The sequence below is a fragment of the Pseudomonas sp. CH235 genome (genome assembly GCF_004368175.1).
In the GTDB taxonomy this organism is placed as follows: Bacteria; Pseudomonadota; Gammaproteobacteria; order Pseudomonadales; family Pseudomonadaceae; genus Aquipseudomonas; species Aquipseudomonas paraglycinae.
Genome location: NZ_RRZJ01000008.1, coordinates 1 through 20,828, shown reverse-complemented (window position 1 = coordinate 20,828; position 20,828 = coordinate 1). Strand labels below are relative to the sequence as shown.

At 61.1% G+C, this 20,828-nt stretch carries 18 protein-coding genes; 6 read left to right on the top strand and 12 right to left on the bottom strand.

Annotated features, from left to right (window positions below; genetic code table 11):
* Positions 1 to 61: 61 nt before the first annotated feature.
* From EIY71_RS10860 to EIY71_RS10835, 5 genes are all read right to left on the bottom strand, one after another.
* Positions 62 to 763: an ABC transporter ATP-binding protein gene (locus EIY71_RS10860; protein ID WP_003222380.1), complete on the bottom strand. Its 702-nt coding sequence runs from the start codon at positions 761 to 763 to the stop codon at positions 62 to 64.
* Positions 764 to 1,531, bottom strand: a complete 768-nt coding sequence (livG, locus tag EIY71_RS10855) for a high-affinity branched-chain amino acid ABC transporter ATP-binding protein LivG (protein WP_007959160.1) — start codon at positions 1,529 to 1,531, stop codon at positions 764 to 766.
* On the bottom strand, positions 1,528 to 2,784 hold the full coding sequence (locus tag EIY71_RS10850) for a high-affinity branched-chain amino acid ABC transporter permease LivM (RefSeq protein WP_085605378.1): 1,257 nt from the start codon (positions 2,782 to 2,784) through the stop codon (positions 1,528 to 1,530). The genes livG and EIY71_RS10850 overlap by 4 nt, the downstream gene beginning before the upstream one ends.
* Positions 2,781 to 3,704 carry a high-affinity branched-chain amino acid ABC transporter permease LivH gene (livH, locus tag EIY71_RS10845; RefSeq protein ID WP_085748192.1) on the bottom strand — a complete coding sequence of 308 codons (924 nt, stop codon included), beginning with the start codon at positions 3,702 to 3,704 and terminating at the stop codon, positions 2,781 to 2,783. The genes EIY71_RS10850 and livH overlap by 4 nt, the downstream gene beginning before the upstream one ends.
* Before the next feature lie 231 nt (positions 3,705 to 3,935).
* Positions 3,936 to 5,063: a branched-chain amino acid ABC transporter substrate-binding protein gene (locus EIY71_RS10835; protein ID WP_085605380.1), complete on the bottom strand. Its 1,128-nt coding sequence runs from the start codon at positions 5,061 to 5,063 to the stop codon at positions 3,936 to 3,938.
* A gap of 352 nt (positions 5,064 to 5,415) precedes the next feature.
* Here EIY71_RS10835 and EIY71_RS10825 point away from each other — a divergent pair, with 352 nt between their 5' ends.
* Complete coding sequence (locus EIY71_RS10825) at positions 5,416 to 5,721, top strand: DUF2288 domain-containing protein (protein WP_085748193.1); 306 nt, start codon at positions 5,416 to 5,418, stop codon at positions 5,719 to 5,721.
* A 250-nt stretch (positions 5,722 to 5,971) separates the two neighbouring features.
* On the opposite strand, the gene EIY71_RS10820 is transcribed toward EIY71_RS10825, so the two are convergent.
* Positions 5,972 to 8,173: a hypothetical protein gene (locus EIY71_RS10820; protein ID WP_011332804.1), complete on the bottom strand. Its 2,202-nt coding sequence runs from the start codon at positions 8,171 to 8,173 to the stop codon at positions 5,972 to 5,974.
* A gap of 197 nt (positions 8,174 to 8,370) precedes the next feature.
* Between EIY71_RS10820 and EIY71_RS10815 the strand changes: the two genes are divergently transcribed.
* Positions 8,371 to 9,267 (top strand): NAD(P)-dependent oxidoreductase, encoded by an 897-nt coding sequence (locus EIY71_RS10815; RefSeq protein ID WP_166673423.1) that lies wholly within the window; start codon positions 8,371 to 8,373, stop codon positions 9,265 to 9,267.
* On the opposite strand, the gene EIY71_RS10810 is transcribed toward EIY71_RS10815, so the two are convergent.
* Positions 9,158 to 11,440, bottom strand: a complete 2,283-nt coding sequence (locus EIY71_RS10810) for a bifunctional diguanylate cyclase/phosphodiesterase (RefSeq protein ID WP_134021700.1) — start codon at positions 11,438 to 11,440, stop codon at positions 9,158 to 9,160. The two genes, EIY71_RS10815 and EIY71_RS10810, sit on opposite strands and share 110 nt — an antisense overlap.
* Before the next feature lie 163 nt (positions 11,441 to 11,603).
* Positions 11,604 to 11,957: a YkgJ family cysteine cluster protein gene (locus tag EIY71_RS10805; RefSeq protein WP_134021698.1), complete on the bottom strand. Its 354-nt coding sequence runs from the start codon at positions 11,955 to 11,957 to the stop codon at positions 11,604 to 11,606.
* A gap of 303 nt (positions 11,958 to 12,260) precedes the next feature.
* Here EIY71_RS10805 and EIY71_RS10800 point away from each other — a divergent pair, with 303 nt between their 5' ends.
* Positions 12,261 to 13,610, top strand: a complete 1,350-nt coding sequence (locus EIY71_RS10800) for an MFS transporter (RefSeq protein ID WP_134021696.1) — start codon at positions 12,261 to 12,263, stop codon at positions 13,608 to 13,610.
* Positions 13,611 to 13,811: 201 nt separating this feature from the next.
* Here the strand turns inward: EIY71_RS10800 and rapA are convergent, their stop codons facing one another.
* On the bottom strand, positions 13,812 to 16,658 hold the full coding sequence (gene rapA, locus EIY71_RS10795) for an RNA polymerase-associated protein RapA (RefSeq protein ID WP_134021694.1): 2,847 nt from the start codon (positions 16,656 to 16,658) through the stop codon (positions 13,812 to 13,814).
* Positions 16,659 to 16,900: 242 nt separating this feature from the next.
* Here rapA and EIY71_RS10790 point away from each other — a divergent pair, with 242 nt between their 5' ends.
* Positions 16,901 to 17,242 (top strand): hypothetical protein, encoded by a 342-nt coding sequence (locus EIY71_RS10790; RefSeq protein ID WP_007959194.1) that lies wholly within the window; start codon positions 16,901 to 16,903, stop codon positions 17,240 to 17,242.
* Here the strand turns inward: EIY71_RS10790 and EIY71_RS10785 are convergent.
* The 3 genes from EIY71_RS10785 to EIY71_RS10775 all read right to left on the bottom strand — a co-directional run bounded on the left by EIY71_RS10785 (position 17,212) and on the right by EIY71_RS10775 (position 19,845).
* Positions 17,212 to 18,423 carry an aminotransferase class V-fold PLP-dependent enzyme gene (locus tag EIY71_RS10785; RefSeq protein WP_134021692.1) on the bottom strand — a complete coding sequence of 404 codons (1,212 nt, stop codon included), beginning with the start codon at positions 18,421 to 18,423 and terminating at the stop codon, positions 17,212 to 17,214. The genes EIY71_RS10790 and EIY71_RS10785 overlap by 31 nt on opposite strands.
* Complete coding sequence (locus EIY71_RS10780; protein WP_074691428.1) at positions 18,420 to 18,890, bottom strand: RidA family protein; 471 nt, start codon at positions 18,888 to 18,890, stop codon at positions 18,420 to 18,422. Before EIY71_RS10780 ends, EIY71_RS10785 begins: the two co-directional genes overlap by 4 nt.
* 88 nt (positions 18,891 to 18,978) lie before the next feature.
* Positions 18,979 to 19,845: a LysR substrate-binding domain-containing protein gene (locus EIY71_RS10775; protein ID WP_085666813.1), complete on the bottom strand. Its 867-nt coding sequence runs from the start codon at positions 19,843 to 19,845 to the stop codon at positions 18,979 to 18,981.
* Between the two features lie 185 nt (positions 19,846 to 20,030).
* On the opposite strand from EIY71_RS10775, the gene EIY71_RS28545 reads away from it, so the two are divergent.
* Both EIY71_RS28545 and ccoM read left to right on the top strand, forming a co-directional pair.
* Positions 20,031 to 20,192 (top strand): hypothetical protein, encoded by a 162-nt coding sequence (locus EIY71_RS28545; RefSeq protein WP_007959203.1) that lies wholly within the window; start codon positions 20,031 to 20,033, stop codon positions 20,190 to 20,192.
* Between the two features lie 145 nt (positions 20,193 to 20,337).
* Positions 20,338 to 20,451 (top strand): cytochrome c oxidase subunit CcoM, encoded by a 114-nt coding sequence (ccoM, locus tag EIY71_RS28840; RefSeq protein ID WP_003222396.1) that lies wholly within the window; start codon positions 20,338 to 20,340, stop codon positions 20,449 to 20,451.
* The last annotated feature ends 377 nt before the right edge of the window (positions 20,452 to 20,828 follow it).

Genomic DNA, 20,828 nt, shown 5'->3' with positions numbered 1-20,828 from the left:
AGTTTTTTGCCGGGCACAAAAAAAAACGGCCCGAAGGCCGTTTTCTGTTTGAAGCGATCAATCAACCGCCGAGGTACGCCTCGCGCACTTTCGGGTCGGTCAGCAGCGCTTCGCCGGTGCCTTGCATCACCACCCGGCCGTTCTCCAGAACGTACGCGCGGTCAGCGATTTTCAGCGCCTGGTTGGCGTTCTGCTCGACCAGGAACACCGTTACACCGTCCTTGCGCAGCTGTTCGATGATGTCGAAGATCTGCTGGATGATGATCGGTGCCAGGCCCAGCGACGGCTCGTCGAGCAGCAGCAGTTTCGGCTTGCTCATCAGTGCACGGCCGATGGCGAGCATTTGCTGTTCGCCGCCGGACATGGTGCCGCCGCGCTGGTTGAAGCGTTCTTTCAGACGTGGGAAAAGTCCGAGAACCTTGTCCATCTGTTCCTGATAGTCGCCCTTGTCGGTGAAGAATCCGCCCATGGACAGGTTTTCTTCGACGGTCAGACGGGCAAACACCCGACGACCTTCCGGCACCACGGCGATGCTCTTGCGCATGATTTGCGACGAGTCCTGGCCGACCAGTTCCTCACCCATGTAGCGGATGCTGCCGCTGTGGGCCTGCGGCGAACCGCAGAGTGTCATCAGCAGCGTGGACTTGCCTGCACCGTTGGCGCCGATCAGGGTCACGATCTCGCCCTGGCGGACTTCGACGTTGACGCTGTGCAGGGCCTGGATCTTGCCGTAGAAGGTGGAAACGTTTTCGAACTGCAGCATTTACGCTTCCCCCAGGTAGGCTTTGATCACTTCAGGATTGTCGCGGATCTGTTCCGGCGTGCCGTCGGCCAGGGGCGTGCCCTGGTTGATCACGACGATGTGGTCGGAAATGCTCATGACCAGTTTCATGTCGTGTTCGATCAGCAGCACGGTCACGTTGTGCTCTTCACGCAGCACGCTGATCAGCGCCTTGAGGTCTTCGGTTTCCTTCGGGTTCAGGCCGGCGGCCGGCTCGTCGAGCATGAGGATCCGCGGACGGGTCATCATGCAGCGGGCGATTTCCAGACGGCGCTGCTGACCGTAGGCCAGGGTGCCGGCGGGGCGGTTGGCGAACTCTTTCAGGTTGACCTTTTCCAGCCAGTACTCGGCGAACTCCATGGCCTCGCGCTCGCTCTTGCGAAACGCCGGGGTCTTGAACAGGCCGGACAGGAAGTTGGTGTTCAGGTGACGGTGCTGGGCGATCAACAGGTTCTCGACCGCCGTCATGTCCTTGAACAACCGCACGTTCTGGAAGGTGCGCACCACGCCTTTGAGGGCGATCTTGTGGCCCGGCAGGCCGTGAATCGGCTCGCCGTCCAGCAGGATGCTGCCGCCCGATGGCTGGTAGAAACCGGTCAGGCAGTTGAACACGGTGGTCTTGCCCGCGCCGTTCGGCCCGATCAGTGCCACCACCTGTTTTTCCTTCACGGTCAGGGCCACGCCGTTGACCGCCAGCAGGCCGCCGAAGCGCATGCTCAGATTTTCGACTTTCAGGATCTCGCGGCTCATTTGCGCAGCTCCATGTGAGGACGTTGCATGGGCAGCAGACCTTGAGGTCGCCAGATCATCATCAGCACCATCAGGGCGCCGAACATCAACATGCGGTACTCACTGAACTCACGCATCATTTCCGGCAACAGGATCATCACCACGGCCGCGAGAATCACGCCCAGCTGCGAGCCCATGCCACCCAGCACCACGATGGCGAGGATGATCGCCGACTCGATGAAGGTGAACGATTCCGGCGTTACCAGACCCTGACGGGCGGCGAAGAAGCTGCCGGCGAAACCGGCAAATGCCGCGCCGAGGGTGAACGCCGAGAGCTTGATCACGGTCGGGTTGAGGCCCAGCGCACGGCAGGCAATTTCGTCTTCACGCAGCGCTTCCCACGCACGGCCGATCGGCATGCGCAGCAGGCGGTTGATCACGAACAGCGCCGCCAGTGCCAGCAACAGAGCAACCAGGTAGAGGAAGATCACCTTGTTGATCGAGTTGTACTGCAGGCCGAAATACTCGTGGAAGGTTTGCATCCCTTCTGCGGCTTTACGTTCGAAGGTCAGGCCGAAGAACGTCGGTTTCTCGATGTTGCTGATACCGTTCGGGCCGCCGGTGATGTCAGTCAGGTTACGCAGGAACAGGCGGATGATTTCCCCGAAGCCCAGGGTCACGATCGCCAGGTAGTCGCCGCGCAGACGTAACACCGGGAAGCCGAGCAGGAAGCCGAACGTCGCCGCCATCAGGCCGGCAATCGGCAGGCAGATCCAGAAGCTCAGGCCGTAGTAGTGCGACAGCAGCGCGTAGCTGTAGGCGCCGACGGCGTAGAAGCCGACGTAACCCAGGTCGAGCAGACCGGCCAGACCGACCACGATGTTCAGGCCGAGGCCGAGCATCACGTAGATCAGGATCAGCGTCGCGATGTCCACCGCGCCACGGGAGCCGAAGAACGGCCACACCAGCGCACCGATGATCAGCGCGATGATGAAGTAGCGTTGGGTGGTCGGCAGGGTCAGGAAGTTGCTGGCCTTGGCCGGAATCAGCGGCATGCCCGGCGACGAGCGCCACGCCTTGCTGATCTGCTGGTTGAACAGCACCCGCAGGAACATCAGCACCGAGCAGATGGCGATGGTCGCCAGAATGGCCGGGCTGGTGTTGTGCACTTCCAGGTTGATGCCGACGATGGTCAGTTTCAGACCCAGTACCGGATAGGCCACGGCCCAGACCAGCAAGGCACTGAACAGCGCCTGTTTAAGATTCCTAGTCATACTTTCTCAACCTCCGGACGGCCCAGAATGCCGGTCGGACGGAACAACAGCACCAGAACCAACAAGCCGAAAGCCACGACATCCTTGTACTGGTCGCCGAAGATATCGGCGCCAAAGGCTTCCGCCACCCCGAGCACCAGCCCGCCGAGCATGGCGCCGGGGATGCTGCCGATCCCGCCCAGTACCGCGGCGGTGAAGGCCTTGAGGCCGACGAGGAAACCGGCGTTCGGGTTGATCACGCCGTATTGCATGCTCAGCAGCACGGCCGCGACGGCCGCCAGCGCAGCACCGATGACGAAGGTCAGGGCGATGATGTTGTTGGTGTTGATGCCCAGCAGGTTGGCCATCTTGATGTCTTCGGCGCAGGCGCGGCAGGCGCGGCCCAGGCGAGAGCGGGAGATGAACAGCGTGAGGCCGAGCATGGCGATCAGGGTCACCACGAACACCACGATTTGCATGTAGGAAATCAGCACTTCATGTGCGCCACCTGGGCCGAAGGCGAAGTTGCCCGGAATCAGGTTGGGGATTGCTTTGTCCTTGGAGTCTTGCGCCAGCAGAACCGTGTTCTGCAGGAAGATCGACATACCGATCGCGGAAATCAGCGGGATCAGACGGTTGCTGCCGCGCAACGGGCGGTAGGCAATGCGTTCGATGCTGTATCCGTAGGAACTGGTGACGACGATGCTGGCGATGAACGCCACGGTCATCAACAGCGGGACGTTTTCGAGTCCCATCATGGTCAGCCCGGCGATGGCGATGAACGCCACGTAGGAACCGATCATGTACACCTCGCCGTGGGCGAAGTTGATCATTCCAATGATGCCGTAGACCATCGTGTAGCCGATGGCGATCAGGGCATACATGCTGCCAACGTTCAAGCCGTTAACCAGCTGTTGGAAGAAGTGATAGATGTCAGGCATTACAGCGCTCCTAAAAACCTGATACGCATTTCACTGGTGGAGTCATTTTCCCGCCCGGTCCCGTGGATCTTTATCCACTTCGAATCCGGGTTTTGCCAGCGAACCGCTGATGACGGTTTTGAGATTTTCAGGTGGGGAGACTGGCGGATCACGCCAGCGCGGCCCAATACATTCGTAAAACAAAGCCCACGGCACGCCGTGGGCTTTATTGGCAGTCAGTCAGGCAGGGCCTTACTGAGGCGACACTTCGGTTTTAGGTTTGCCTTCGTGCCATTCGTAAACCACGAATTTGAAGTCCTTCAGGTCGCCCTTGTCGTCGAAGCTCAGGTCACCGGTAGGCGTCTTGAAGGTGCCTTTGTGGATGGCTTCAGCCACCTTGGCAGCATCTTCGGACTTGGCAGCCTTGATACCTTCGGCAATTACTTCAACTGCCGAGTAGGACGGGAACACGAACGGACCGCTCGGGTCTTCTTTCTTGGCCTTGAATGCATCGGCCAGGGCCACGTTGGCCGGATCCTGGTCGAAGGATTTCGGCAGGGTCACCAGCAGGCCTTCGGCAGCGCTCTTGGCGATCTGGGTGATCGAGTCGTTACCCACGCCTTCCGGACCCATGAACTTGGCTTTCAGGCCTTTTTCCTGGGCTTGACGCAGGATCAGACCCAGCTCCGGGTGGTAGCCGCCGTAGTAGACGAAGTCGACGTTGGCTTGCTTGAGCTTGGCGATGATCGCGGAGAAGTCTTTGTCGCCGGCGTTGATGCCTTCGAACACGGCAACCTTGGTGCCTTTCTTCTCGAGAGTGGATTTGACGGCGGTGGCGATGCCTTCACCGTACTGCTGCTTGTCGTGCAGCACGCCGACGATTTTCGGCTTCACGTGATCGGCGATGTAGTTACCGGCGGCAGGGCCCTGGGCGCTGTCCAGACCGATGGTACGGAAGATCATTTTGTAACCACGAGCGGTGATGTCCGGGCTGGTGGCAGCCGGGGTGATCATGATCACGCCTTCGTCTTCGTAGATGTCCGAAGCAGGCTGGGTGGAGCTGGAGCACAGGTGACCGACCACGAACTTGACGCCGTCGTTGACGACCTTGTTCGCTACCGCTACCGCTTGTTTTGGATCGCAAGCGTCATCGTATTCAACGGCTTCGAGCTTCTTGCCGTCGACGCCGCCTTTGGCGTTGATCTGTTCGATGGCCATTTTCGCGCCACTGAACTGCATGTCGCCGTACTGGGCTACTGGACCGGTTTTAGGGCCGGCGATACCGATCTTGATGGTGTCAGCTGCGAACGAATGGCTGGCAACCCCGGCCAGAACCATAGCGGCAAACAGTTTGGAAATCTGCTTAGTAGCCTTAGTCATAGTGCTCCACTCTTACTGTTGTATTTTTTTAGAGTCCTGACGCCGTAGCAGCAGAACCGGGACAGATATCTAGGCGATACCCTCCGGAAAAGCCCCCGGCAACTGTACCGGTACAGTGTAGAGCGCCGGTTGTTGGCCTGGGAAGCTGGCGCCAGGGGGCAAAACCTGAGGGTGTCGCTTAAATGAAAGAAAAAGACAGAATTGCGGCGGGACGTTCAGAGGGCTTATACCCCAATCATCAGCATTCCTTGGCGTTCCTGCTCTTTTCGTTCGGTACGGCCTTTTGCAACCGGGTTTTTCTGCCGGACCACCGACGTTATCATTCGCGCCGATTTCTTTTCCGGACAGTCCCATGAATCAAGAACCTAGCACCCTCTATGCCAAGCTGCTTGGTGAAACCGCATCTATTGCCTGGAAAGAGCTGGAGCGCTTCTACGCCCAAGGTGCCCTATTGTGGGTCGACGCCAGCCTGGATTTGATCGCGGTCGCCGAGGCCGTGGCGTCGGATCAGGGCGAGAAAGTCGCTGCCTGGCTGGCCGAAGACAAGGTCGCCAAGCTGTCTGAAACGCGGGCGCTGGATATTTTCGAGCGCGATCCCGAGATGTGGGCGGTGGTGGTCCGGCCGTGGATCCTGGTCCAGGAAAGGGCAGCGGCCTGACGGGTTGCACCTTGTTGGTGCGAGTTCCGGCCGGCAAAAAGTGTGTAGCGGAGTAGCGTGATGGCACGTTGCCGTAGAGAAATGCCACAGGCGGGGGTGGCATAACGGTGACGTAAACGTAACGGGCACAGTTTAGTAAGCAGCCTAACGGCTGCTTAATTGTTTCGGGATGTTGGAAAGGCTGAAATTTTCAGTGAATTTCAGGGCCTCATCGCTGGCTTGCCAGCGATGAGGGCGACCCGGTCCCGGATCAGACAGAATAAGACTTGCCGGTATGGTTATTGAGGGAAATAACCTTGGTCTTGCCGATCCGGTGACGGTAGATCTCGCGCAGGTACTTGATCGACTTTTTCACGCAATCGCGCGACAGGCGAATGTCATTGATCGAGACAAACTTCTCTTTGTCGTTGATCAACTCGCGGTACTTCTTCTCGTACATCGGCTTGATCGCGTACCAGTTGGTATCGAGGATCTTCGCCGGGTTTTCGAATTCGTTGAGCAGGTCGTCGATGCGGTCTTCGTCGAACTCTTCCTGAATGATGAAATCGAGGATCGAGTTGTCCAGGGTCTCGTCGAAACGGTACGGGGTCTTGGCGAAGCAACGCTTGATGAATGCCACGATCAGCGTCAGGAAGTCGTCCGACAGGCACGGGCTCTTGGCGATCAGGGTGGTCAGCGACAGGTTGGCCGAGGCGCCGATCACCAGCGCGTAGCGCTTGAGCGTGGTGTTGGGGAACAGGCTGTTGAGGTGGGTCTTCAACCGGTTCAGGTCCATGTACGACAGCTTGTAGTCTTTTGGCAGCGAAACGATCGAGACCACCGACGAGCAGTTCTTGAAGAAGTGCAGGTCGTGCAGCGCAGCCGCGTCGTAGCCGGAGTTCTTGTATTGCTCCAGCGACGCACGATAACGCTTGGATTCGATCGGCAGCAGGCTGATGCCTTCGATGGCCTGGGTCACCTTGTTGAAGTGCGGCAGGTCGATCGAGCGGAAGAACAGGTCGTCGATGTTCAGGCGCTGCGGCTCTTTGTCGAACACCTTGAACTTGTCGCTGCTCGGCGGCGGGGTTTCCGGCACTACCGATTCTGCATAGGCAATCGCCACCGGGCCGGCCAGACTCATGAACAGGTCGTTGGCGTCCAGGCGAATGGTCTCGCCGATGTCGATGCCGGCGCGACGGAAATAGTTCTGGTCGTAGTCGGTCGTGACGGCCTGGGCCGTCAGAATGTTGAAGATCTGCTGCGAAATGTACTGGTTGGCGTGCTTCTCCATCGCATTGACATCAATGTTCTGGATGTTGCCGTCATCGCTCTCTTCGGCATAACGCATGATGTCGTTGGAGATCAGCATCATTGCGTTCCATGGGCGGATACGGCCCATGACGCTGGCTTCGCTGCTGTCTTCGTTGGCGAAGTTGTACGAGAAATCCCATTCTTCCGAGAGGTATTTGCACAGCAGCCGGCCGGCGTTGATGTGCAGCGCCTCGGACATTTCGCTGCGGTGGTCGGAAATGTTCGGCAGCACGCAGATGCCGCTGGTGAAGATCGGTTCGAACACGAAGGAATGACCGCTCTTGCCGTCATGCTCGTCCATCGGCTTGGTGTCGAACGTCTTGTTCATGTACGAGTGCTGCTGGGCCAGGCCGAATTCAGAGGCCATGCCCGAACCGGTACCGCCGCCGGCACTGAAGATCGAGAAATACAGGCGCGACTGGTTGGCCTTGATGCCGCAGCTGTCGATCAGGTACGAGTGGATCATTTTCCAGTCAGGGCTGGAGAAACGCTGGGTGTCCTTGTTCAGGATGATCTTCGCCAGGTACTGGCCGAGGATCGGCGCGTTACCGGCGCCACCGGCGTGGACTTCCGACAAGTCCATGATCTTCATCTTGCTGTAGTCGCGCAGGAAACCGCTTTTTTCGCCCTTGCGCGAGAAACGGATACGCCCGGCAATGTCCTTGTCGAGATCGCCGAGCATCACCAGCGGTTCCACGAGGAACACCGGTTTGGTCGACTTGTTCGGGCCGATCCGCAGGTTCTGCTTGATCCATTGGGCCGGGCTGTAGCCTTTGTCGGAGGCCAGGCGACGGTCAGCCGCGCGATCTTCGTTGTTGAATTCGTTGAGGTAGAACTTGCGCGCGTTGTACACCAGCTCCGCCACGTCGAGGGCGATGTTGGAGCCGCAGCGACCGAGGCCGATCAGGCACACCGACGGGAATTCCTGATCGTTGTGCTGTTCGTTGTCGCCTTCCAGGTGCGGCGGGCGCGGGAACACCAGGTCACGCAGGCCATCGAGGTTGTCGAGGATGCGGTCGGTGTTGGTTTCGGTGAAGTACAGGTATTGCTGGGTGCCCAGCGGGCGCGAAGGTGGCAATGGCTTCATCGGGGCAGGGCTGTTCGCCGCAGGGCTCAGAGTCAGATCGGATACCGCAGTGGCCGGATTGTTTTTAGAAGTCATTGTGCGCCATATACCTGGACTGGTTGGATCAACGACCGCTGTCGTCGAGCCTCACGGAATGGGAATCTCGCGTCTTTTTTCTGCGCGTGCTTTGCCCGTGCGTCAGGGACTTTGCCTGAGTGCCGCGCGGGGGAATCCTTTCCTGATCGATGATGAATCGGCCATTATTCGGCGATCTTTAATCAAAAGGAGGCTAAATGATGTCAACGCGACCTTCGTTGGGGTTTGCCGGAATCGGCCTGATGGGCCTGCCGATGTGCCGCCGCTTGCTGGCCGCCGGTTATCCGCTGACCGTGTGGAACCGCAACCCGGCCAAGTGCGCGCCGCTGGTCGAGGCCGGCGCCCGGCAGGTGGCGACCCCTGCTGAACTCTGTGAACAGGCTGACGTGGTGATGCTGTGCCTGGCGGACACGGCGGTGGTGCGCGAAGTGGTGTTCGGTCCGGCCGGCGTGGCTGAGGGGGCGAAACCCGGTCAGTTGCTGGTGGATTTTTCCAGCCTCGAACCGACGGCGACCCGTGAAATGGCGGCCGAGCTGGCCGACAAGACAGGCATGGCCTGGCTCGACTCGCCCGTCTCTGGCGGTGTTGTCGGGGCCGAAGCCGGAAGTCTGGCGATCATGGTCGGCGGTGATGCAGCGGATCTTGATCGCGTACGCCCGGTGTTGCTCGAACTCGGGCAGCGCGTTACGCACATGGGCGGCGTCGGCGCCGGTCAGGTGACCAAGGCCTGCAATCAGATGATCGTCGCCTGCAACGCCTTGGTAATCGCCGAAGTGGTGGCGCTGGCCGAGCAGGCCGGAGTCGATGCCAGCCTGATCGCCGAGGCGCTGGCCGGAGGTTTTGCCGATTCCAGACCGTTGCAGATCCTCGCTCCGCAAATGGCCGAAAGCCGTTTCGAGCCGGTGAAGTGGCACGTGCGCACGCTGCTCAAGGATCTGGATACCGCGGTGAAGTTTTCCCGGGAAACCGGTTCGGCCACGCCGATCAGCGGATTGGCCGCACAACTGATGCGCCTGCATGGGGCGCAGGGCTTTTTGCAGAAGGATCCAGCGACACTGGTGCAAATGTACCGCGCGCCAAACTCAGCGGATTGACCGTGTGCGCGTGTTTGCGCTGGTTGATTTCCTCCAGCACCGGGCGCAGTTCGGCCAGTGGCACCGGGCGGCTGAGCAGGTAACCCTGAATGAAGTCGCAGCCCGAGCGCTCCAGGAATTCGTATTGCTCCAGGCTTTCGACGCCTTCGGTGACCACCTGCAAGTGCAGGGTATGCGCCATGACGATGATCGCCTGGACGATCTCCATGTCGGCGCTGGCCTTGGGGATGTCGAGGATGAACGAACGGTCGACTTTCAGGGTGTTGAGTGGCAGGCGTTTGAGATAGGCGAGCGACGAATAGCCGGTGCCGAAGTCGTCGATCGACAGTGACACGCCGAGGGCGCGGATCTGCCGCAGCAGCACCAGCGTGTTGGCGATGTTGCCCATCAAGGCGTTTTCGGTGACTTCCAGTTCCAGCCGTTCCGGGGCGACTCCGGCGCTGCGCAAGGCATGCTCGATTTCATTGGCCAGTTCTTCCCGGGCCAGATTCAGCGGTGAGCAGTTCCAGGCAATCTTCAGATCATCGCAACCATGACGCGACAGCTCGCCGAGGTCTTCACAGGCCTTGCGCAACACCCAGTTGTCGAGTTCGGCAATCAGGCCGTTGTTTTCGGCGATGGCGATGAAGCGATCCGGGGTGAGCAGGCCGTGCACCGGGTGCTGCCAGCGGATCAGCGCTTCGAGCTTGGTGACCTTGCCGGTCTTGAGTTCGAAGATCGGCTGGTAATACAGCAGCAGACCGTTCTCCTGACGCAGGGCATGGCGCAGTTCCTCTTCCAGTTGCAGTTCGAGGCTGGCGCGATTCTTCAGGTTGGAATCGAAGAAGTGTACGCCGTTGCGCCCGGCGCCCTTGGACTGGTACAGCGCCAGATCCGCATGCTTGAGCAGTTCATCGCAGGTGGACCCGTCTTCGGGAAACAGGCTGATGCCGATGCTGGTGGTCATCACCATGCGTCGTCCGGCGAGCTCAATCGGCTCTTTCATCTTGAGCATGATGCGCTGGGCCAGGTTGCGCGCTTCCTCGCGGTCGCGCAGACCGATGAGGATGCAGAACTCGTCGCCGCCGAACCGCGCGACCACGTCTTCATGGCTGCGCACCGAACCCTTGATGTGCTGGGCGATAACCTTGAGCAGTTCATCGCCGGCGTCATGGCCGAGGCTGTCGTTGATGCGTTTGAAGTGGTCGATGTCGAGAAACATCACCGCGAGCATCCCGCCTTCGCTGGATTTCTGGCTCAGCTTTTCGGCGAAGATCTGATTGAAACCGCGCCGGTTGATCAGATTGGTCAGGGCGTCGTAATTGGCCACGTGTTGCAGCGACATGCGCGCCTGATCGAGCTGGCTGAGCAGGGCGTTGACCCGGCGCAGATCGTGCTCCTTGTTCTGCAGCTTCTTGTCGGCCAATGCGGCGCTGATGGCGCTGCCGAGAATCAGCAATGTGATCAGCGCAACAGTCAGGCCCAGTTGCAGGTGACTGGTTTGCGACGCCAATGTCGGCGATTGCCCCTCGGGCAGCACCAGTTGCAGCGCCGCCATGCCGGTGAAATGCATGCTGAGGATGCCCGCACCGAGAATCAGCGCCGCCACGTACTTGAGCATCTGGATGTGCAGGCCGCTGCCTTCGCGCAAATAACCGGCCACCCACAGCGCGGCGAAGCTGGCGCCGATGGCGATCACGATCGATGACACGAACAGGATGGGCTCGTAGTAAGCCGTGGCGGCGGATTCGATGGCGGCCATGCCGACGTAGTGCATGCCGGCGATGCCCAGGCCGATGACGATAGCGGTCTTGAGGTATTGCAGCAGGCTCGGCTGTGGATGGCTGAGGGTGTGCATGGCCAGCCAGGACGCCAGTAACGCGATCACCAGGGAAAACAGGGTCACGGGCAGGTCGTAATGGATGTCGATCGGCGCCTGGAACGCCAGCATGCTGATGAAGTGCATGGCCCAGATGCCGCCGGCCAGGCAGGTTGCGCCGATCCAGCGCCACAGGCGTTGCGAACCGGGCTCTTCAGCGTGGACGACCCGCTCGGCCATGTCTAGGGTGGCGAAACTCGCGGCGCAGGCGACCAGGTAGGCCACCAGCACCAACAGGGGATTGTGTGTGCAATTGAGGATGACCTGCCCGCTCTCCGGCTGCTCGGCAACAAATTGCAAACCAAGCCACTCCATAGCATGCCCCGTCTCTGAGTGCGTCCTTACTGCGTCATCAACGCAGGCGAATGTTTGCAGTATAGAGGCGGTTTTTGGCGTGCAAGCGGTAGTGGCACATTGGCGCTAATGATTTTGGCATGAGCGTCATAGCGTTTGGCGCTAAGCGTTGAAACGCCTGAACTCAGGCGACTTCATTCCAGTGCGGTTGCAGCGGCGGCAGGCCGAAACGGGCCCGCGCCTTGTCGCAGTCGGTGTTCCGTTCGCCGTTTTCCCACGACGCTTCGAACTCGCGGCAGGGGCTGGAACGCTTGTCGTAGATCGTGCAGGCCACCGACTTTCCGACCTCACCCTCCAGCGCGGTGCAGCGCGGCGCCTTGCGGTCGGTGCCGATCATCGCGACCCGGCTGGGCGTGATCTGGGTGACCAGTTCATCGGGTACGGTCCCGCCGGAGGATGCGCATTCACCCCAGAAAAAAGAAACACGAAAATGGGAACAGCAGGCACCGCAATTCAGACACGGACTGACTTCGGACATGGGCGGGGGTATCAAAGGGATTGATCGGCAGGATCCGGACGGATCCGGCGGCCATTCTAGGCTTTGCCACGGCGTTGGGAAGGGGGGCGAGAAAGTATTTTTTCATTGCCGGATTTTTCCGCAAAACCCCCGGTTTTAGGGGGATTCGAAGCATTTCAAGGGCTTACGTTTCGTTACACGGCCATGGCCCGTCATCAGGCTGACGAATGATCACAGACAGCTCCGACGAGCGTGACTAGATTGCAGGTTCCGGGCTCGGATGCGTTGGCAGTGAAGCCCTAATAACAATAAAGAGACGGACCCATGCAGAACTCGACCCAAGCGGCGAATGCCTGGCGCATTCTGTTCCTGCTGTTCCTCGCCAACCTGTTCAACTTCTTCGATCGCACCATCCCGGCGATCATCATCGAACCGATCCGCATGGAATGGCACCTCAGCGACTTTCAGCTGGGGATTGTCGGCACTGCGTTCACCATCGTTTATGCCATTGCCGGCCTGCCGCTGGGACGCATGGCCGACACTGGCTCGCGCAGCAAACTGATGGGCTGGGGCCTGGCGACCTGGAGCGCGCTGACGGCGGTCAACGGTCTGGTCGGCAGTTTCTGGAGTTTCCTGCTGGTGCGCATGGGCATCGGCATCGGTGAAGCGAGTTACGCACCCGCCGCCAACTCGCTGATCGGCGACCTGTTCCCCGCTCACCGCCGGGCCCGGGCCATGGGCATTTTCATGCTCGGCCTGCCGTTGGGGCTGCTGCTGGCCTTCTTCACCATCGGCTGGATGGTCAAGGCGTTCGACAGCTGGCGCGCGCCGTTCTTCATCGCCGCCGTACCGGGGCTGCTGCTGGCGGTGTTCATGTTCTTCATCAAGGAACCCAAACGTGGCGCGGCGGAAACCGTGCAGGTGTCGCAGGAGAAAGTCGACAAGCCGATCCGCCGGATTCTCGCCGTGCCGACCTTCCTGTGGCTGGTGATGGCAGGGCTGTGCTTCAACTTTGCGACCTACGCCTGCAATTCTTTTCTGGTGCCGATGCTCCAGCGTTATTTCCTGATGCCGTTGCAGGAAGCGGCAGTGGCGACCGGGGTGATCGTCGGTGTAACCGGGTTGATCGGCCTGACCCTCGGCGGCTGGATCGCCGACAAGATTCACCAGCGGGTGGCCAACGGCCGACTGCTGTTTGCCGCGTTCAGTCTGATCATCTCCACCCTTTGTACGGCGTGGGCGCTGCATGCCGGGCGTATTGAGATCGGGGTGTTTGTCGCGGTGTTCAGCGTCGGCTGGCTGTTCGCCTACAACTTCTACACCTGTGTGTACACGGCGATTCAAGACGTGGTCGAACCACGCCTGCGAGCCACGGCGATGGCGCTGTTCTTTGCCGGGTTGTATTTGCTCGGTGGCGGTCTGGGGCCGGTGGTGGTCGGCGGTTTGTCGGATCACTTCGCGAAATCGGCGATGGTCGCGGCAGGCGCCGAGCAGATGACCGAGGCGTTCAAGGCCGTCGGCCTGCATGATGCGATGTACCTGATCCCGGTGGCGTTGTTCCTGACCATGGTGTTCCTGTTCCTCGCCTCACGCTGTTTTGTGCGGGATGCGAAGCGGATGAAGGAGGGGCTGGTGGCGGTGGTTGAGCCGCAGAGTCAGGCCGTTACCGCTTGATGACCTGCATCGCCTGATCGTTCCCACGCTCCGCGTGGGAATGCAGCCCGGGACGCTCTGCGTCCCATTCGAGAGCTGGAACGCGGAGCGTCCCTTGAGGCATTCCCACGCGGAGCGTGGGAACGATCGGGGGGGGACAGGCAAACAAAAAGGCCCGCATCGCTGCGGGCCTTTTCGTTTTTGGCGATGGAGCAGGGCGGTTTAGCCTGCCACCAGTACCCGGATCGCTTCCAGTCGCAGTGCTGCCTTGTCGAGCATCGCCAGACCTTGTTCGCGCTGCTTGCGCAGGGCGTCCAGTTCGCTGTCGCGTACAGTCGGGTTGACCGCCTGCAATGCGGTCAGGCGTGCCAGTTCTTCGTCGGTGTCGGCTGCCAGACGGCGGCGGGCCTCGGCCACGCGCTCGGCGTGGCGCGGGGTGACCTTGTCTTCACCGGCGTTGATCCGTGGCGTCAGCTGATCGCGCTGGGCCTGGATGAACTTGTTGGCGCTGGCGCGCGGCACGCTTTCCAGTTGGTCGTTGAGGGTTTCGAACGCCACGCGCGACGACAGGTCGTTGCCGTTGGCATCGAGCAGGCAGCGCAGGGCGGCCGGCGGCAGGTAACGGCCCAGTTGCAGCGAGCGCGGGGCAACCACTTCGCTGACATAGAGCAATTCCAGCAGCACGGTGCCCGGCTTGAGCGCCTTGTTCTTGATCAGCGCGACGGCGGTGTTGCCCATCGAACCGGACAGCACCAGATCCATGCCGCCCTGCACCATCGGGTGTTCCCAGGTGATGAACTGCATGTCCTCGCGCGACAGCGCCTGGTTGCGGTCGTAGGTGATGGTCACGCCTTCGTCGTCGCCCAGCGGGAAGCTGGCGTCGAGCATCTTCTCGCTCGGCTTGAGGATCAGGGCGTTTTCCGAATGGTCTTCGCTGTCGATGCCGAACGCGTCGAACAGGGTTTCCATGTAGATCGGCAGGGCGAACTGATCGTCCTGTTCGAGGATGTCCTCGACCAGCGCTTCACCTTCGCCGGCGCCGCCGGAGTTGAGTTCCAGCAGACGGTCGCGACCGGTGTGCAGCTCGGCTTCCAGACGCTCGCGCTCGGTGCGCGCCTCGTCGATCAGCGCTTGCCACTCGCCGTCGTCGGCTTCTTCGAGCAGCGGCAGCAGGCGCGGACCGAACTGATGTTGCAAGGCGTTGCCGGTCGGGCAGGTGTTGAGAAACGCGTTCAGGGCTTCGTGGTACCACTGGAACAGACGCTCTTGCGGGCTGGTTTCCAGGTACGGCACGTGCAGTTCGATGATGTGCTTCTGGCCGATCCGGTCGAGACGACCGATCCGCTGCTCCAGCAGGTCCGGGTGCGACGGCAGATCGAACAGCACCAGATGGTGGGCGAACTGGAAGTTGCGACCTTCACTGCCGATTTCCGAGCAGATCAGCACCTGCGCGCCGAACTCTTCGTCGGCGAAGTAGGCGGCGGCGCGGTCACGCTCGAGGATGTTCATGCCTTCGTGGAACACCGTGGCCGGGATGCCGGAGCGCACGCGCAGGGCGTCTTCCAGGTCCATCGCGGTTTCGGCGTGGGCGCAGATCACCAGCACTTTGGTGCGCTTGAGCATTTTCAGCTGGTCGATCAGCCACTCGACGCGCGGGTCGAATTTCCACCAGCGTTCTTCTTCGCTGGCGTCCGGCTGGGCCTGGAAGCTGACTTCCGGGTACAGCTCGGCGTGTTCGCCCAGCGGCAGTTCGAGGTATTCGTCCGGGCACGGCAGCGGGTACGGGTGCAGTTTGCGCTCCGGGAAACCCTGCACGGCGGCGCGGGTGTTACGGAACAGCACGCGGCCGGTGCCGTGGCGGTCGAGCAGTTCACGCACGAGGCGGGCGCTGGCTTCGGTGTCGCCATCGTTGACGGCGGTGAGCAGGGCTTCACCTTGATTGCCGAGGAAACCGTGGATGGTCTTGTGCGCGGCCGGCGACAGGCGACCCTTGTCCAGCAGCTCCTGAACGGCTTCGGCCACCGGGCGATAGTTTTCGCTCTCGGCGCGGAAGGCGGCCAGGTCATGGAAACGGTTCGGGTCGAGCAGGCGCAGACGGGCGAAGTGGCTGTCCTGACCGAGTTGTTCGGGGGTGGCGGTGAGCAGCAGCACGCCGGGAATGACTTCGGCCAGCTGTTCAACCAGCGAGTATTCCGGGCTGACTTTGTCTTCGTGCCAGACCAGGTGGTGGGCTTCGTCGACCACCATCAGGTCCCAACCGGCAGCGAACAGCGCGTCCTGCGCCTTTTCGTCGTCGACCAGCCACTCCAGCGCCACCAGGGCCAGCTGGGTGTCTTCGAACGGGTTGGTGGCATCGCTTTCGATGAAGCGTTCTTCGTCGAACAGCGCAACCTGCAGGTTGAAGCGGCGGCGCATTTCCACCAGCCATTGGTGCTGGAGGTTTTCCGGTACGAGGATCAGCACGCGGTTGGCGCGGCCCGACAGCAGCTGGCGATGGATCACCAGACCGGCTTCGATGGTCTTGCCCAGACCCACTTCGTCCGCCAGCAATACGCGCGGCGCGATGCGGTCGGCGACTTCACGGGCAATGTGCAACTGGTGGGCGATCGGTTGTGCACGCACGCCGCCCAGGCCCCACAGCGCGGACTGCAACTGGCGGCTGGTGTGTTCCAGGGTGTGATAGCGCAGGGAGAACCAGGCCAGCGGGTCGATCTGGCCGGCGAACAGACGGTCGCTGGCCAGACGGAACTGAATGAAGTTCGACAGCTGGGTTTCCGGCAGGGTGACCGCTTCGTTTTGCGCGTTGAGGCCGTGATAGACCATCAGGCCGTCGACGTCGTCGACTTGCTGGACAGTCATCTTCCAGCCTTCGAAGTGAGTGATCGAGTCGCCGGGCGAGAACCGCACGCGGGTGAGGGGCGCATTCCGTAGCGCGTACTGGCGAGTCTCGCCAGTGGCCGGGTAAAGCACGGTCAACAAGCGGCCGTCCTGTGCCAGAACGGTGCCTAAACCAAGCTCTGCTTCGCTGTCACTGATCCAGCGTTGCCCCGGTTGATACTGCTGCGCCATGCTGCCTGACTCCCACCTTGAAAAAGCGGGCTATCTTAACGGAATGAGGGCCCGAGGCCAAAGGATAAGGAGCCTCGGCCCGGCTTTTAACCGCAATCGGCCAATTGCAGGGAAGATTAGGTCATGCATCGGTTTTACGGGATGTTGAGGCACCCTTGAGTGCCAAACCGGTCACAAGTTTGCGACCGATGGCTCAAGGCACCCCTGGCGCCGCCGATAACCTGCTGACAGGAGACCCTCATATGCTGCCACCGATGCTCCCCCTGAGCGCCGTGCCGATCACCTCCCAGCAGGATCCGATCCGCCAGCGACCGGATATTCCCCCTGTGGTGCCGGTGCAGGAAAGCTCCAACGAAAGCACCATCGACCTGCAAAAACGCGACCCGGAAGAGGACGGTTATCTGCTGCGCGAAGAGCAGCGCCGTCAGCAGGAACGCGATCGCCGGCGCCGCGAAGCCGACGACGACCCCGAAGCGCACCTCGCCGTGCCCGGCACCGAACTGAACGCCGACAACACTGTGCCGGTGGCGCCGTTGATGGAAGATCAGCCGCGTCAGGGGCTTTGGGTCGACATCGAAATCTGAGGCTGGACGGCCAGTTCCGTCAGGTTCTCCAGCAACACGTCGATCTCTTCTTGCGTGTTCAAGTAGCTCACCGCCACCCGCGCAATATTCGTCAGCCCGCGCGCCTGCATGTCCAGCGGCGTGTAGGCCACGCCATTGGCGCCGATGTTGATTCGCCGTTCGGCCAACGTCTGCTTCAGCGCCACGCTGTCCCAGCCTTCAAGCGTGAAGGCGATCAGCCCGGATTGTTGATTCGCCGTTCCGAGATCCCGCAGCGTCAGGCCGGGAATCGCCTTCAGGCGTTGGCGCAATCCGTTGCTCAATTGTTCGATGCGCTGGCGAACGGGAATCGCGCCGAGGCGGTTGTACTCCTCCAGTGCATTGGCCAGCCCGGCCAGCAGCGCCAGTGACACTTCACTGGTTTCAAAGCGGCGCGCGTCGTCGCGCAGGGTAAAGCGCTTGCCGTCCCATGGCGCCGACAACACATCGCGTTGCACGGGGAGCAGCCGTTGCAAAAAATGCGGCCGGATGTACATCAGCGCCGTGCCGCGCGGCCCGCGCAGGAACTTGCGACCCGCACCCTTGAGCACATCGCACTGTAAGGCCTGAACATCGCAGGGCAACTGTCCCAGTGCCTGGCCGGCGTCGATGAAATAAGGGATGCCGTGGCGCCGCGCGACATTGCCGATCTGCGCGGCGGGGTTGATCAGACCGCCGTTGGCCGGCAGCCAGGTCAGGGCGATCAGACGTACCTGGCCGTCGATCATCTGCGCCAGGGCTTGCGGATCGACCGCACCTTTGGCATCGCAAGGAATCACTTCGAGCCGCGCGCCGGCCTTCACCGCTTCGGCCATGCACGCCAGGTTGCCGGCCCATTCATGGCGACCCACCAGAATCCGTTCGCCGGGCTGCCACGGCCCCAGCGCGTTGAACGCCTGACTCCAGGCTGTCGAGCCGCTGCTGGCGAAGGCGATGTCTTCGGGCTGGGCGTTGAGCAGGACGGCGGCCGCATTGCGCGCGCGTTCCTGGACCCGGTTGTCCGCCGACTCCATCGGCCCGCCGAGTGCTTCGCGTTGCAGCTGTTCGATCACCGCATCGAGGGTGGCCTGGCTTGGCAACGAGGCGCCGGCGTGGTTGAAATGGATCACCTGAGCGCAGCCTGGCGTGGCGGCGCGCAGACGCAGGATGTCGTCGATGTTCACGGCTTGAGCTCGAAGATTGCGTCGATTTCCACCGCGACGCCGGCCGGCAGGCTCGCCACGCCGACCGCGGTACGCACGTGCCGACCCTTGTCGCCGAGGGCGTTGACCAGCAGATTCGAGGCGCCGTTGGCGACCACGCCCTGAGCCTTGAAGTCCGGCGTGGCGGCCACGAAAACCCCGAGGCGCAGGATGCGCACCAGCTTCGACAGGTCATCGCCCAGCGCATGGCTCAACTGGGCGAGCAGGCCCAAGGCAGCCAGTTCAGCGGCGTTGGCGCCTTCTTCGTCGGAGATCGCTTCGCCCAGTCGTCCGATGAACGCAGGTTTGCCGTCGAGCAATGGAATCTGCCCGGAGATGAACAACTGGTTCTGGCTGACCACGTGGTTGACGTAATTGGCGATCGGCTGGCTCGGCTCGGGCAGGCGCAGGCCGAGTTGTTGCACGCGTTGGCTGAGGGAATCGGTCATGGGAAGTCCTCCTGAGTGAGGGCTTCAGCATGTTGGGGCGAGCGAAGGGCGACAAACGGATAGATTTAATCCGACGCATCCAAAAAACTCATGCGTTCGCGGTTTCCTCCAGCCATTCGCAGAAACTCTGCGCCGCCGGCGTGGGCGGGCGTTGCGGGGTGACCAGCCAATAACCGATCTCGCCGAGCATCGGCGGGGTGTCGAAGGCCGGTACCAGCGCGCCTTCCTTGATTCGCCGTTCGATCATTCGCTGGCGACCCATGGCAATGCCCTGACCGGCGACGGCCGCTTCGACGACGATGTTGTAGTCGTGGAGCATGACGCTGGGCACATGAGCCAGATCGATGCCGCTGTGTTGCTGCCAGTCGATCCATTCGAACGGCTGGTGCGACTTGGCCATCAGCAAGGGGCCGTTGGTCACGCCTTTGGCCTTGAAGGCCGGGCTGCAGACTGGCGTCAGGGTTTCAGCCATGAACCGCCGGGCCTGGACTTTCGGCCAACCGCCCTTGCCGTAGCGGATCGCCAGATCCACCTCGCCGGCATCGACGTCGGCCAGTTGCACGGCGGGCAGCAGTTCGACATGGATGTTCGGGTATTTCGCGTTGAAATCCGCCAGACGCGGCGCCAGCCACAAGGTGGCGAAAGAGGCGAGCAGACCGATGCGCAAGGTGGTGGGGCGCTCGCCGCGCAGGTCGTGGGTGGCGGCGGCAATCGCGGCGAGGGCCGGTTCGATCTGCCGGTAGTAATGTTCGCCGGCGGCCGTCAGATCGATCGCCCGGGTGCGGCGCACGAACAGTCGCTGATCGAGGAATTCTTCGAGTTTGTGTACCTGATGGCTGATCGCGCTTTGGGTCACCGACAGCTCATCGGCAGCCTTGATGAAACTCAAATGACGGGCCACGGCCTCAAAGGCACGCAAGGCCATCAGCGGTGGCAGGTCCTGATGCAGGGGCACGGCGCAGATCCTTCGGGTTCAGGGCGAGGCGCCGATTGTGCGGGCAAATCCGGTGGGCGGTACATGAATTGTTGTAGAGCGTTTAGGTGAGTGGCTGGTCAGCGTTCGCGCCAGGCCGCATTATTGGCGCAGTCCTGCCGTTGAAGCGGCAGTTGTGATTCAGTCCAAGCGATGCACCGAACGCCATGAGCCAAGACGACAAGCTGATCGACCTCAACACCGAACGCGCCAAGCGGGTTCATGACCTCAACGAGAAGCGCCTGAATGAAGTGCGCCAGGCTTTCGAGCAGGCCATGCCGTTGGGTAAACCCAAGAAAAAGCCGAAAAACAAACCGAAAAAGCGTTGATCTCCCCTGCATCCGTTGATGCAGGTCAGTTATTTCCCTTCCTTTCCTCCTCTCTGTGACCGGCATTGATCCCGGTCAATTCCTGCGCCTGCCTGATTGGTTAACTTAGTTCCATCGCAGCAAAGCAGGGGCCAGGAGGCCAGTCATGTTTTTCGATAACGTGGTGTTTGCCGGGGTCCTGACTGTGGGGCTGATGGTTCTGTTTTTTGCAGGGTTTGGATTTTTTATCTGGAAGGATGCGAATAAGCGCAAGAAGTAAAGTTGGGTCTTTCTGGATTTGATGAGCACGCAAGGCATTTTGGGGCGACTTCGGTTGCCCCTTTTTTTTGTCTTCTTGGCGGCCTCTGGGCCGACCAAGTTGTGGTTCGTTTTGTGTGAATATCCGTTTCTTCGGGTGCGGCGGCTGGCGGTTCCGCTCTTACAGCGGGTCACTTTTTCAAACGCCAAAAAGTAACCAAAAGGCTGGGCCCCGGCGTTCGGCCCCTCGCTGAGGCTCGGCGTTCCTTCGCTCCGGGATTCATCCGGGGGCATCGCCTACGGTTTGCTTCGCTGCACCTCCTCTCGATGCATGCGGCTGCGCCGCACGGTCGCTGCGCTCCCACCCCCGGATAAATCCCTCCACTCAGCCTTCCGATG

Bases quoted from the DNA above. Each gene is read 5' to 3' on its own strand.
- EIY71_RS10780 (WP_074691428.1), bottom strand. From the start codon at position 18,890: ATGACCGATTCCCTCAGCCAACGCGTGCAACAACTCGGCCTGCGCCTG.
- rapA (WP_134021694.1), bottom strand. From the start codon at position 16,658: ATGGCGCAGCAGTATCAACCGGGGCAACGCTGGATCAGTGACAGCGAA.
- EIY71_RS10790 (WP_007959194.1), top strand. From the start codon at position 16,901: ATGCTGCCACCGATGCTCCCCCTGAGCGCCGTGCCGATCACCTCCCAG.
- livG (WP_007959160.1), bottom strand. From the start codon at position 1,531: ATGAGCCGCGAGATCCTGAAAGTCGAAAATCTGAGCATGCGCTTCGGC.
- EIY71_RS10820 (WP_011332804.1), bottom strand. From the start codon at position 8,173: ATGACTTCTAAAAACAATCCGGCCACTGCGGTATCCGATCTGACTCTG.
- livH (WP_085748192.1), bottom strand. From the start codon at position 3,704: ATGCCTGACATCTATCACTTCTTCCAACAGCTGGTTAACGGCTTGAAC.
- EIY71_RS10850 (WP_085605378.1), bottom strand. From the start codon at position 2,784: ATGACTAGGAATCTTAAACAGGCGCTGTTCAGTGCCTTGCTGGTCTGG.
- EIY71_RS10860 (WP_003222380.1), bottom strand. From the start codon at position 763: ATGCTGCAGTTCGAAAACGTTTCCACCTTCTACGGCAAGATCCAGGCC.
- EIY71_RS10805 (WP_134021698.1), bottom strand. From the start codon at position 11,957: ATGTCCGAAGTCAGTCCGTGTCTGAATTGCGGTGCCTGCTGTTCCCAT.
- EIY71_RS10835 (WP_085605380.1), bottom strand. From the start codon at position 5,063: ATGACTAAGGCTACTAAGCAGATTTCCAAACTGTTTGCCGCTATGGTT.
- EIY71_RS10815 (WP_166673423.1), top strand. From the start codon at position 8,371: ATGATGTCAACGCGACCTTCGTTGGGGTTTGCCGGAATCGGCCTGATG.
- EIY71_RS10810 (WP_134021700.1), bottom strand. From the start codon at position 11,440: ATGGAGTGGCTTGGTTTGCAATTTGTTGCCGAGCAGCCGGAGAGCGGG.
- EIY71_RS10825 (WP_085748193.1), top strand. From the start codon at position 5,416: ATGAATCAAGAACCTAGCACCCTCTATGCCAAGCTGCTTGGTGAAACC.
- ccoM (WP_003222396.1), top strand. From the start codon at position 20,338: ATGTTTTTCGATAACGTGGTGTTTGCCGGGGTCCTGACTGTGGGGCTG.
- EIY71_RS28545 (WP_007959203.1), top strand. From the start codon at position 20,031: ATGAGCCAAGACGACAAGCTGATCGACCTCAACACCGAACGCGCCAAG.
- EIY71_RS10800 (WP_134021696.1), top strand. From the start codon at position 12,261: ATGCAGAACTCGACCCAAGCGGCGAATGCCTGGCGCATTCTGTTCCTG.